This is a genomic window from Flavobacterium panici, assembly GCF_903819335.1.
GTDB classification, from domain to species: Bacteria; Bacteroidota; Bacteroidia; order Flavobacteriales; family Flavobacteriaceae; genus Flavobacterium; species Flavobacterium panici.
This window is the reverse complement of the sequence record NZ_CAIJDE010000017.1, coordinates 321897-334698: the sequence shown is the minus strand read 5'-3', so window position 1 is coordinate 334698 and position 12802 is coordinate 321897. Positions and strand designations below refer to the sequence as shown.

13 protein-coding genes are annotated in these 12802 nt (G+C 33.2%); 7 read left to right on the top strand and 6 right to left on the bottom strand.

Annotated elements, in window-relative coordinates; genetic code table 11:
• Positions 1-92 precede the first annotated feature (92 nt).
• From FLAPXU55_RS01510 to FLAPXU55_RS01490, 5 genes are all read left to right on the top strand, one after another.
• A complete protein-coding gene (locus FLAPXU55_RS01510) occupies positions 93-1280 on the top strand; it encodes a phosphoglycerate kinase (RefSeq protein ID WP_180856235.1) in 1188 nt (395 codons plus the stop codon).
• 110 nt (positions 1281-1390) lie between these two features.
• A complete protein-coding gene (locus tag FLAPXU55_RS01505) occupies positions 1391-3244 on the top strand; it encodes a LysM peptidoglycan-binding domain-containing protein (RefSeq protein WP_180856234.1) in 1854 nt (617 codons plus the stop codon).
• 46 nt (positions 3245-3290) lie between these two features.
• A complete protein-coding gene (locus FLAPXU55_RS01500) occupies positions 3291-4259 on the top strand; it encodes a DUF4837 family protein (RefSeq protein ID WP_180856232.1) in 969 nt (322 codons plus the stop codon).
• A 247-nt stretch (positions 4260-4506) separates the two neighbouring features.
• On the top strand, positions 4507-5148 hold the full coding sequence (locus tag FLAPXU55_RS01495; protein WP_180856230.1) for a DUF1579 domain-containing protein: 642 nt from the start codon (positions 4507-4509) through the stop codon (positions 5146-5148).
• A gap of 232 nt (positions 5149-5380) precedes the next feature.
• Positions 5381-5827: a GNAT family N-acetyltransferase gene (locus FLAPXU55_RS01490; RefSeq protein ID WP_180856228.1), complete on the top strand. Its 447-nt coding sequence runs from the start codon at positions 5381-5383 to the stop codon at positions 5825-5827.
• Positions 5828-5979: 152 nt separating this feature from the next.
• Here the strand turns inward: FLAPXU55_RS01490 and FLAPXU55_RS01485 are convergent, their stop codons facing one another.
• From FLAPXU55_RS01485 to FLAPXU55_RS01460, 6 genes are all read right to left on the bottom strand, one after another.
• Positions 5980-6783: an OmpA family protein gene (locus tag FLAPXU55_RS01485; RefSeq protein ID WP_180856226.1), complete on the bottom strand. Its 804-nt coding sequence runs from the start codon at positions 6781-6783 to the stop codon at positions 5980-5982.
• Positions 6784-6786: 3 nt separating this feature from the next.
• The gene (locus tag FLAPXU55_RS01480; protein ID WP_180856224.1) at positions 6787-8424 is read right to left on the bottom strand and encodes a S41 family peptidase; all 1638 of its coding nucleotides are present in this window, start codon (positions 8422-8424) and stop codon (positions 6787-6789) included.
• 2 nt (positions 8425-8426) lie between these two features.
• Positions 8427-9251 carry a DUF4349 domain-containing protein gene (locus tag FLAPXU55_RS01475; protein ID WP_180856222.1) on the bottom strand — a complete coding sequence of 275 codons (825 nt, stop codon included), beginning with the start codon at positions 9249-9251 and terminating at the stop codon, positions 8427-8429.
• 80 nt (positions 9252-9331) lie between these two features.
• Entirely contained in the window at positions 9332-9736 is a 405-nt protein-coding gene (rnpA, locus tag FLAPXU55_RS01470) for a ribonuclease P protein component (RefSeq protein WP_180856220.1), read from the bottom strand.
• Between the two features lie 2 nt (positions 9737-9738).
• On the bottom strand, positions 9739-10491 hold the full coding sequence (locus tag FLAPXU55_RS01465) for a zeta toxin family protein (RefSeq protein ID WP_180856218.1): 753 nt from the start codon (positions 10489-10491) through the stop codon (positions 9739-9741).
• The gene (locus FLAPXU55_RS01460) at positions 10479-10748 is read right to left on the bottom strand and encodes a hypothetical protein (RefSeq protein ID WP_180856216.1); all 270 of its coding nucleotides are present in this window, start codon (positions 10746-10748) and stop codon (positions 10479-10481) included. The genes FLAPXU55_RS01465 and FLAPXU55_RS01460 overlap by 13 nt, the downstream gene beginning before the upstream one ends.
• Before the next feature lie 206 nt (positions 10749-10954).
• On the opposite strand from FLAPXU55_RS01460, the gene FLAPXU55_RS01455 reads away from it, so the two are divergent.
• Together FLAPXU55_RS01455 and FLAPXU55_RS01450 are read left to right on the top strand one after the other, a co-directional pair.
• A complete protein-coding gene (locus FLAPXU55_RS01455; protein WP_053473161.1) occupies positions 10955-11701 on the top strand; it encodes a lysophospholipid acyltransferase family protein in 747 nt (248 codons plus the stop codon).
• A 45-nt stretch (positions 11702-11746) separates the two neighbouring features.
• Entirely contained in the window at positions 11747-12739 is a 993-nt protein-coding gene (locus FLAPXU55_RS01450; protein WP_180856214.1) for an acyl-ACP desaturase, read from the top strand.
• Positions 12740-12802: the final 63 nt, after the last annotated feature.

The following is a 12802-nucleotide window of genomic DNA, read 5'->3' as shown; positions in this document are numbered from 1 at the left end:
TTGTTGTCTCTTTTTTAGTTTATCCGAATTTATTAGTACTTTAAAAGTCCTATATTTGTTTTTCTTTCTAAAAAAACTAAAAAAAATATCAAATGAAAACTTTAAACGATTTCGACTTTAAAAATAAAAAAGCAATTATCCGTGTAGACTTTAACGTGCCTTTGGATGAGAATTTTAATGTAACTGATACGACACGTATTGAAGCTGCAAAACCAACTATCGATACTATTTTAGCTCAAGGCGGAAGTGTAATCTTAATGTCGCATTTAGGAAGACCAAAAGGAGCTGAAGAAAAATACTCTTTAAAACATATTTTAAAAACAGCTTCAGAAATTTTAGGAGTACAAGTTAAGTTTGCTGAAAACTGCGTTGGGGAACCAGCTCAAACAGCTGCTAAAAACTTACAGCCTGGAGAAGTTTTATTACTTGAAAATTTACGTTTTCACGCAGAAGAAGAAGCTGGAGATGTTGCTTTCGCAAAAGAATTAGCTTCACTTGGTGATATTTATGTAAACGACGCTTTTGGAACTGCACACAGAGCGCACGCTTCAACAACAATTATTGCACAGTTTTTTCCAAACGATAAAACATTCGGAACTTTATTGGCAAAAGAAATAGACAGTTTAAATAAAGTACTTAAAAATAGCGAAAAGCCAGTAACAGCAGTTTTAGGAGGTTCTAAAGTTTCTTCTAAAATTACCGTTATCGAAAATATCTTGGATAAGGTTGACCACATGATTATTGGCGGCGGTATGACTTTTACATTTGTTAAAGCTCAAGGCGGAAAAGTAGGAGATTCAATCTGCGAAGATGATAAACTAGATTTAGCACTTGAAATCTTAAGATTAGCAAAAGAAAAAAATGTTCAAATTCATATTCCTGTTGATGTAATTGCTGCAGATGATTTCTCAAATTCAGCAAATACACAAGTTGTAGACGTAACAGCAATTCCTGATGGATGGCAAGGTCTTGACGCAGGTCCAAAATCATTAGAGAACTTCAAAAAAGTAATTTTAGAATCAAAAACTATTTTATGGAACGGTCCATTAGGAGTTTTTGAAATGGAAACATTCTCTAAAGGAACAATTGCATTAGGAGATTATATTGCAGAAGCAACTGAAAAAGGAGCATTTTCTTTAGTTGGAGGAGGGGATTCTGTTGCAGCAGTAAAACAATTCGGTTTTGAAGAGAAAATGAGCTATGTTTCTACTGGTGGAGGCGCAATGTTAGAAATGTTAGAAGGCAAAGTTTTACCTGGAATTGCTGCAATTTTAGACTAAAAAATCACAATTAACATTTTTTTGCGTATATTTAAGCCTTAAACTTTTTAAGTTTGCAAAAATAATGATTCTATAATGAGTTGATTTATAGAATTTTAAAAAAATGTTATATGATTGTAAAGAAAATATCATTAGCGGTAACCGTATTGTTTTCTCTATCGATGTTCTCGCAGGAAACTGCAGAAGTATCAAGAGAAATTAAGCCCGAAGTAAAGCTGTCTTATTTAGATTCTATCAAAAGCACATTCAAGAAAGATGATCTGGCAACAAAAGTTGACAGCCTTTGGATGAATGAGTTAGTAAGTTTAGACATCTACGATGATTTGACAAAAGATATTCAAACCATTAACAAGGATGTTACGGTTGATGAAGAATTGCCAACAGAACTGCTTAAGCAGCGTTTGGCAGCAATGAATGCAAAATCGCCTTTTGAAATTGAATACAATCAAGGATTAGAAAATATAATAAAGTCATTTCTTAAGAATCGAAAAAAATCGTTTTCTCGATTAATGGCTTTATCAGAATACTACTTTCCAATATTCGAGGAAACTTTCGCTAAAGAAAAAATCCCGTTGGAAATAAAATATTTGGCCGTTGTAGAATCTGCTTTAAACCCTAAAGCAGTTTCTCAAATGGGCGCTACCGGACTTTGGCAGTTTATGTACGGAACCGGAAAACAATACGCTTTAAAAATCGATTCTTATATCGATGAAAGAAGTGACCCTCTTAAAGCTACAGCTGCTTGTTCAAACTACATGACAAAAATGTTCAATGTCTTTAATGACTGGGAACTTGTTTTAGCTTCTTATAATTCAGGTCCTGGAAATGTAACAAAAGCAATTCGTCGTTCTGGCGGAAAAACAGGTTACTGGGATATTCGTAATTACCTTCCAAAAGAAACTCAAGGTTATGTTCCGGCATTTTATGCTACAATGTATCTTTTTGAATATCACAAAGAACACGGAATCAACCCTGAAAGAGCGGTTATTAAAAACTTTGAAACAGATACTGTAGCGGTTAAAAATCAAATGTCTTTTAAACAAATTGCTGATTTGTTAGATATGCCGCAATCACAGTTACAGCTTTTAAATCCATCTTATAAATTAAATGTTGTACCGGCTTATCAAGGGGAACAAAATTTCCTTCGGTTACCAAAAGATAAAATCGCAACCTTTGTTTCAAATGAAGACAAGATTTACGCTTACGTAAAACACGAATCAGAAAACAGAACTATTCCAACTCGTTTAGCAATGAAAATTGCTCCAAAAGGAAAACCGGTTAGAGATACTAAATCTCTGGAAGTATCTAAAGATAAAGAGATTAAAGATATTCAGTTCTATAAAGTTCAAAAAGGAGATAACTTAGGCAGTATTGCAGATAAGTATAATGTGAATATTTCAGATCTAAAAAAATGGAATAACCTTAAATCAAATGCAATTGCGTTAGGTAAATCTTTAAAAATTAAATCAGATATTGATACTTCTGCCAAAGTTATTAAAGAGCCTAAAGTATTACCTGCTGTAGAGAAAAATACAGAAGAAGCAGTTGCTTCTGCAGAAGATAATGATAAAATTTCAATACAAACTGTAGAGTACGTTGTATTGGCCGGAGACAATTTAGGAAGCATTGCTAAAAAATTCGGTACGACTATTGCGGACTTAAAAGAGTTAAATGATCTTAGCTCTAATAATATTGGTTTAGGAAAAACATTAGTAGTTTCTAAAATAGTTACAGAGATCCACGAACCGGTTTCTACTGCTATTGCTTCTACTTCTGTTGACTCTTTCAAAAAGAAAGCGCCTTCAACAAAAACTGCAGCGGAAGATTATTACGTTAAAAAAGGTGATTCTTTATACAGTATTTCTAAAAAATATCCTGGAGTAACAATTTCAGATATTAAAAAATGGAATGGTATTAAAGATGAAGATATAAAACCCGGAATGAAACTTAAAATAAACGGATAATAAAAAATCTTATTTAAATTTGGGTTTTATTTCATAAATTAAGAAAATGAATAAAACCCATTTTTTATTTATAATACTTCCGTTTCTATTGATTTCTTGTTTAAAAACAGATAAACAAGAAGAACCTGTTTCCGGAAAAACAAATACAATTTCCATCATCATCGACGATCAGTTGTGGTATGGAGAAGTTGGCGACAGTATCCGAAATAAATTTGCATCGCCAGTTCTGGGCTTAACTCAGGAAGAACCTCTGTTTACAATCAATCAATATCCTGCCAAACTTCTCGAAGGATTTGTAACCGACAGCCGAAGCATTATCGTTGTTAAAAAATCAGCTGTAGATAAGTTTGAAATAACCCACAATAAATCACTGCCGCACAACACTTTTCGTATTTACGGAAAATCTGTTGATGACATTATTTGCAGTATCGAATTAAATTCGGCACAAATCATCAAAATGATTCGCGATGCCGAAATCGAGAAAATTCAGGAAGACAACAGTGCTTCACTTTTAAATCCGGCTGTTATCAAAAACAAATTCCATATAGATATCCAGATTCCAACCGGATATGAATATATGCTTCACAAAAAGAATTTTATCTGGCTCAAAAAAGATATTATTAGTGGAAACACCAGTTTATTAATATATCAAATTCCGCTGCACAACTTCAAAAGCCGTGGAAATGTAGTGGGAAATATCATTAAAATGCGCGACTCAATTGGTTACTACATCAAAGGAAGAGAACCAAAAACCCGAATGATTACCGGAGAAGCGTATGCACCGTATTTTTCGAATACTTCATTAGACGGAAAAGAAGCTTTTGAAACCAAAGGAACATGGGAACTGAAAAATGACTTCATGGCTGGACCTTTTATTAACTACGCAATCGTAGATCCTGTTTATAACCGAATCCTGGTTATCGAAGGATTTTGCTATTCACCCTCAAACCAAGAACGCGACTTAATGTTCGATCTCGAAGCCATAATTAAATCTGTAAAAATAGATAAACGTTAAAAAGTTTGTTTCAAGTTTTAAGTTTCAGGTTTCAAGTTTTCTAAACGAATATTAAACCATATAAGTTATATAAGATAATTTAAGTCAAGCGCTTGAAAAATAACTTTGCGTTTCTTTGCGTAACCTTTGCGAACTTTGCGGTTAAATACGCCCAGCATAACCTGAAACCTGAAACTTCAAACCTGAAACAACTCTAGTTATTATTTTTCTTACTTTTGTTTTATAACAAACATAAAAACAAATACTTATGAAAAAGGTAACCACAACATTAGTAATTATTGCATTATGTTTTATCTCTTGTAAAAAAGAAGTAAAAACCGAAGTTGATACACCAAAAGATTTGGACAGTATTAAAACTGAAGAACCAGCAGCCGAAGCACCAGTTGATTCTGCGGCACAAATGAAAGCCTGGCAGGCGTATGCAACTCCGGGCGCACCGCACAAATTAATGACAGACGAAGTTGGAACGTGGAATTGTGAAATGACTTTTTGGCACGAACCAAACGGAAAACCAGAAAAATCAACTTCAGTTGCCACTATCAAAATGATTCTGGGCGGACGTTATCAGGAAGGTAACTATGTCGGAAAAATTATGGGCGCACCATTTGAAGGAAAAAGTACATTAGCCTATAACAACGCTAGTAAAGAATACACCACAACTTTTATCGACAATATGGGAACCGGAATGATGGTTGCCACGGGAAAATATGATGAAGGGAAAAAAAGTATGGAATTTAAAGGGGAAGTAGTAAATCCGGTAACAGGAAAGAAAGCACCTTACAGAGAAATTTATACTATTGTAGATGCTACAACCCGTAAAATGGAAATGTTTGATGTCAAAGACGGTGCTGAATACAAAAGCATGGAAATTGTCATGAAGAAAAAATAAAGTAAAGCAGTTTGCACTCCTGCAAGGTTTCCAAAACCTTATAGGTGTAATTGACAAAGCAATAAAATAGATAACAAAGATCAAATACCTACAAGGTTTTGGAAACCTTGCAGGAATAGCAAAGTATCTTTTTAGTAAATCCCGATTATAGTTTTATAATCGGGATTTCTATTTGATAATATTTGACGTAATTTTGTTTTTAGGATTATTAAAATTAAAAGAGAGATACAAAATGGAATTAAAATGGAAAATTAAGCCATTTGAGGCATTAACTGTAAATGAACTATACGATTTACTTAAACTAAGAAGTGAAATCTTTGTAGTAGAGCAAAACTGCGTTTATTTAGACATTGACGGCAAAGACAAGAAAGCGTTGCACCTAATTGGAGAATATGATGGTAAAGTTGTAGCCTATTCTCGTTTATTCGATGCCGGAATTAGTTTCGACAATGCCTCAATAGGAAGAGTAATTGTTGATGCCAATTATCGTGATAAAAAGTGGGGACACGATTTAATGCGTGAAGCAATTGCTGCAATAAAATCTAATTTTGGAAAACACCAAATTACAATCGGTGCACAATTATACTTAAAGAAATTTTACGAAAGTCATGGTTTTGTTCAGTCAAGTGAAATGTATCTTGAAGATGACATTGAACATATCGAAATGATTCGTGGATAAGCATAAAAGAATAACGCTACAATGTTGCAATATTAGTTTTTAATGTTTTAATGAATTTATAATTGTCTTTAAAAGAAATAATTAACAACATATTTTAGAGTAAAACTTTAAGTAAAAAACTTTGCGCCTTAGCACCTTCGTGGCAAAAAAACTTAAATTTTAGTAATCAAAAATTCAACGCGGCGATCATAAATATCGCCTCTTTTTAAAGGAAATTTGTTGCCACAGCCTTGATAACGCATTCTGTTTTTTGAAACTTTCTTAGAACTTAAATAGTAAAAAACTGTTTTGGCCCGGTTCCAGGAAAGTTTTCTTTCTTTAGTGTCTTTGTCAATTGCGTCACTATAAATTTGTGGTGTACAGCAAACGTGACCTCTAATTTCGAACTGTATGTTTTTTTGTTTTTGAAGTATAACAGAAATCTTATCCAATTCCTTTTTTGAATTATTAGTCAGTCTGGCACTTCCCATATCAAACAATATATTTTCAAGATATATTTTATCGCCAACCTTTAATTTGTCTTTAAAAGAAGAATAACCTTCTTTATTAAAACTGTTTCGTTTTACCACAATCAAATCAACCCGCCGATTGCGTAAACGTGTTTCGTATAAATTCTCAACAGTATCAGGCCGAACTACAACACGGCCTTTTCCTTCAAGAATAACAATTTTACTTTCTTTAAAACCAAAAGAAAGCAATAAGTTTTGAATAGTATTAACCCTGTCGTGAGACAGTTTAAAATTGTAGTCGTCTGTGCCGCGATCGTCGCAGTAACCGTAGATTTGTATCGATTCAACTTTCGCGGTGTCTATTGATTTGATAAAATTATTTACAACTCTGCTTTGCGGTTCAGTAAGATCATACTTGTCGAAATCAAAATAAACTGTTTCGATTGGTTTCTGCTGTGCCGATAGATTGTAAATAATAAACAAAAACAGGACCCGGGAAAGTTTCATTTTCTACATTTTTAAAATCGTTTTATATTCAGTCTGATTATTTAATACGTTTACTGCTCTTTTAATCTCTGAATTGTTCTTAATATAAAACTGATACAAACCTTCTTGATATTGGTATCTTTTGATAAGCTCTTCCTGAATCAAACCTCTAATTTCTTTTTGGTTTTTATCAAGTAAAGTATTTTCACTTCTTTCTAATGCGGCTAATAATTGTTGATATTCCGGAGCAATCGTTTCGTCAATTTTTTCAGTTTTGGCTGCAGCCAAAGTATTTTTCAGGGCAACCTCTGTTTCCGTATCAAAACTAATTTTGTTTGTTTTCAAATATTGTTTGAAAGCACTATAATCAGTATCTGAAACGACAGGGATTTTATCGCCCAAATTTGGGTTTTTATAATAGTAAGTAGTGGCGTAATCAAATATTCCATCATTTTTCAAAAGAGCGCTTGTAATAGGGCTCATTTTGGCTTCTTCTAATTCAATGTCTGGTAAAACCCCGCCGCCATCATAAACTGTTCTTCCTTTTCGGGTTTTAAAAGCATTGAAATTTTTAGAATCTGTTTTTTGGGCAACACCATTTTTATCTTTATGTGCATAATCAAGCGCTTGTATACAACGTCCTGATGGCGTGTAGTAACGCGAAATGGTAACTTTTAACTGCGTTCCGTAAGTCAGGTCAACAGAACGCTGCACCAAACCTTTTCCAAAACTACGGCTTCCTAAAATCACAGCGCGATCTAAATCCTGCAAAGCTCCGGAAACAATTTCAGATGCCGAAGCACTTCTTCCGTTAACCAAAATAGCAAGCGGAATCTCTGTATCAATCGGTTCTTTAGTCGTTTTATACGTATTGTTGTGTTTTTCGATTCTTGATTTAGTCGTTACAATAACTTCATTCTTTGGAACAAATAAATTACAGATATCAATTGCCTCATTCAAAAGTCCGCCGGGATTTCCTCTTAAATCTAAAACAATCTGCTTTACACCGTCAGCTTTTAATTTTTCCAAAGCATCTTTAACTTCGGCGGAAGCCTTTCTGCTAAAATGCGCCAAAACGATATAACCCGTTTTCTCATCGATTTTTCCATAAAACGGAACCGATTTAATATCCACTTCATCCAAAACCAATTCAGTTGTAAAAGTTTTTCCCTGACGAAGATATTTTATAGCAATTTTAGTGTTTTTAGTTCCTTTCAATAATTGCGAAGCATCATCTTTAAAATCAGCAATCAAAACGTCGCCAATCTGGATAATTTCGTCACCCGCTTTTAGTCCCGCTTTATCTGCAGGATAATTTTTATACGGTTCGCGCACAATCAAACGGTCTTTTTTGCGTGCAATCATAGCACCAATTCCGGTATATTCTCCCGTATTGTTGATTTTGAAATTAACTACATCCTGCTCGTTAAAGTAAACTGTGTAAGGATCTAAACTTCCCAACATGCTTTTAATGGCCTTATCCATTAAATCACCCGGATTTGTTTCGTCTACATAATTTGTGTTTACGGCTTTAAACAACGTTGTGAAGATTTCAATTTGTTTGGCAATTTCAAAAAAGTCCTCTTTAAAACTGGTTCCAATAAATAATAATCCTGCCGCAACAGTTGGTATAATAAATCTCTTCTTGAAATAAGGATACATGACTATGGTTTTTTTCTTTTAATTCTCTTTCTAATAAAATAGGCTAATACACAAATTATAATTATAAACGGCCAAATGCTGATAATTGATATAAAGAAACTTGACAAACTAAAAAATCCTGATTTGATAGCGGTCCAGACTTTTGATCCGTATGATAATTGCACAGCTTCTTGTTCCGGCAGGTTTTTAAAAAACTCAATTGTAACCGTACTTTCAGAAACTCTGCTTTCTAAATATTTTAACTGGCCTTCTTTCGCTTCAATTTCTTCGCGGATAATCGAAATCTGTTTTTCGATTTCTAAAATTTCACTAATTTTTGTGGCTTTCTGTAATATTTCAAGATAACGTTCTTCGAGTTTTCTTTTATTTTTTAATCTTGTCGTTAAGTCGATATATTGTTCGGTAACATCTTCGGCAGTAATCTCTTTTCTCTCAAAATAAGCAACGCCTTTTGAAATTGTATTGATAAGATTGTCAAAATTCTGACTTGGAACTCTAATCGTTATATTTCGATAAAGCGTGCCGTAGTCTTTACCTTCAGAATCACTTTGAACTTTTCCCTGACTTTGTTTAACCGCTGTTTGAATCTGTTTGTACGTTTCTTCTAAATCATTGGTTTCAAATCGAAGCGATGCTTGTTTGATGATTTTTTGTTCAATTTGAGTTGAAGAACCATCTAGATTTTTATCTGCACCGCCTGATTCATATTTTTTTGGAGCTAATTTTATAGCACTAATCGAAGCTACTTGTTCTTCATTAGCAACTTCACTTTTGCTGCATCCCGAAAGAACACAAAAAATTACAGATAAAAAGAAAATGTATCGCATAAAATTTCAATTTAGTGCTAAAACTACAATTTTTTTATAATTTTTTATCTGATTTAGAGTACAAAGTTGACTTTGAAGCTTTATAAATCCTTTTTGATTTCAGATTCGGGAGTTTTGTTTAACTGCTGTACAAATTTCTCAAACAACTGAATCGTTTTGGAATTGATTTCTTCGTAAGATAATCTGTCTTTTGTCTGGTAAAAAAGCATGAAAGAATACGGCTGATTTAAATGATCCAGCAGCAAATGTTTGTTGAGTCTGTAAGTTTCTCTCAACACTCTTTTGAAATAATTTCTGTCAACGGCTTTTTTAAAGTATTTCTTAGAAACCGAAACACCCACTTTTGTATTACCCTGATATGCAGCTTCCGCTTGACGGTAAACCAAACGAAGCGGATATTTTGAAACTGATTTCCCTTCAGAAAAAAGTAATCCAATCGTGGTTTTGCTCTTTAAGCGTTCATTTTTAGGGTATGTAAAGTTCATTTTTATATGAAGTGATTTAATACAAATTCTCTAAACCAATTTGGGAAATCCTCTTCATTGATATGAAGTTTTAATGATTTACCCTCATTTATTTCAGCTATTAAAGTAAGTTTCTCAGTAGAATTATCAAAAAGATAGGCCTTGTTTGAAATTTCTATTGCAGGAAATAAATTATTTAAAGTTCGATTGTATCTGTTTTTTATAATTTCGCTGTCAACATAATGTCCGCCTTTCTGCACTCTGTTTTCAACCCGTGAAATATTAATTTCAGGATCATCTATACAAACAAAATATAGATACGAAGTATAGCCTAAAGAATTTGCTTCTTTAATATCTTCTAATTTTGAGATATGGCTCATAACGGTTTCAAAACAAAAGCTTTTGTTTTCCTTGATGAGTTTTTCTCTTAAAAATGAGGAAATTAAAGATCCTTCGTAACTGTTAGGGTTTTTTGAAAGTGATATTATAAAGTTTTCTTTTATCTCTAAAGATATTTGAAATCCTTTTTCTTGGGCAGTTTCTATTAAAGTTTTTGTATTGGGTTTTTTAAAGAAATTTTCTAATTCTTCTTTTGAAGCTTTAATATCGTAAAAATCTAAATCGATTAAACCTTTAGTTTTTAAAATCTTTTCTAGATAATCTGCATTTATAAAATATCCGGTATTGTAATTTTTAGAGAATTCTTCAAAAAGAGTGCTTTTTCCCGAACCGTTTGGTCCGGCAAATACTCGGAGTCTCTTTTTTATTTCCTGCATAGTATCATTCCTTTTTTCAAACCATTCTCTGAAATGGATTTATCTTGCAGATTTCGAAGTACTATAATTTCTCCGTTTGGATGTTTTTCAATTAATTTTTTTCCTGATATAGATTTTATAGTCAGCCCTAAAGCTTTAGATTCTCTAATGGCATAATTAGAACTCCTTGAAGCAGATTTAATTAAAATATCTGTTTCATTAGCACTTAATTTTTCTTTATGTTGTTTTATAATAAAACGTGCGATCTTATTTTTCATGACTTTCTTATAAAGAATATATTGCCAAATTTACGATTTTATCTGATTTGATACATTCATTTGATGACTGTAAAGTTCATTTAATTCAGAAAAAATTTGCAATTTTATGGGCAAAGGTACAATTAAACCATAAAATCGGTTATTGTTTTCAAATTTTCTAACGCTAAAAATATATTTACTACTTTTGACCTCAAATTTTTTCAAGCATGCAAAAGATAATCTCATATCCAATCTCCGTAATTTTTTATTTATGTTTTGGATTGTGTTTGGCTGTTTTTCACCCAATACAATGGATCTGCCTTAATCTTTTTGGTTATCAGGCTCACAAAAAAAGTGTTGATTATTTAAATTTTTGTCTTTTAAGCTGTACACGTTTAGTGGGTACAACTTATAAAGTTACAGGCGTTGATACAATTCCGAAAGGAGTTCCAATCATTTTTGTGGCGAATCACCAAAGTATGTACGATATCGTGACAATGATTTGGTACTTTAGACGTTTTCATTGTAAATTTGTAAGTAAGAAGGAGTTAGGAAGTGGAATTCCGAGTGTGTCTTTTAATTTACGACACGGAGGTTCTGTTTTAATTGACCGTAAAGACCCTAAACAAGCGATTCCAGTAATCAAAGGCTTGTCTGAATATATAGAAAAAAACACTAGATCTGCTGTAATCTTCCCGGAAGGAACCCGCAGTAAAACGGGAAAACCTAAAGAATTTGCCCAAAGCGGTTTAAAAATTCTATGCAAATATGCACCATCTGCATACGTTGTTCCGGTAAGTATTAATAATTCATGGAAGATGGTTCGTTACGGTATGTTTCCGGTTGGTTTAGGAAACCACTTAACTTTTACGGCACACAAAGCGATGGCAGTAAAAGATTATGATTTTGCCGAATTAATGGCATTAACAGAAAAAGCGGTTGTTGAAGGAGTAAACGAGTATAAACAGGATTAAGTTTTAGTCCGAGCTAAAATATAAATCCCAAATTTAAAATAAGTAATGTCTATAAAAAACATTAGATTAGAAGTGATGCAGTTTTTGGAAAAAAACGTTGACAGCTTCGTTGAACAGTATTTAATTCCGGTGGAAAAAATTTGGCAGCCGTCAGATTTCCTGCCTAATTCTGAAGGAGAAAATTTCTTTGAGGAGGTAAAGGAACTACGTGAAATTGCTAAAGAATTACCATACGATTTTTGGGTAACGCTTGTTGGTGATACTATTACCGAAGAGGCGCTTCCAACATATGAGTCCTGGTTAATGGATGTAGAAGGAGTAGATCAGGTTGAGAATGGCGGTAATGGCTGGTCAAAATGGATCAGACAATGGACCGGAGAAGAAAACCGTCACGGAGATCTTTTAAATAAATACTTGTATTTGTCTGGTCGTGTTAATATGCGTGAAATAGAAATGACAACACAGCATTTAATCAACGACGGTTTTGATATTGGAACTGGAACTGATCCGTACAAAAACTTTGTATACACTAGTTTTCAGGAATTAGCAACTTATGTTTCTCACAATAGAGTAGCACAGATTGCGAAAAAATTTGGTGATAATAAATTGTCTAAAATGTGTAAAATGATTGCGGGTGACGAAATGCGTCATCACCATGCATACAGCGAATTTGTAACCAGAATTTTTCAGGTTGATCCAAGCGAAATGATGTTGGCGTTTCAATACATGATGAAACAAAAAATCGTTATGCCGGCTCATTTCCTTAGAGAATCGGGGCAAAAGATTAGTACTGCTTTCGAACAGTTTTCTGATTCTGCACAACGTATTGGAGTTTACACAGCAAATGACTATGTTGATATTATGCAGAAGTTAATCAACAAATGGGAAATCGATAAAATCACGAACTTAACAGACGAAGCTGAAAAAGCACGTGATTACTTAATGAAATTACCAGCTCGTATGGCTAGAATCTCTGAAAGAATAGTAATTCCACAAGAATCACATATCTTTAAATGGGTTGAACCAGCGAGATTGTAAAAAATTTTAGATTTAAGAATGTAGATTTTAGATTGATATTGTAATTGCAATTGATTTTTGACA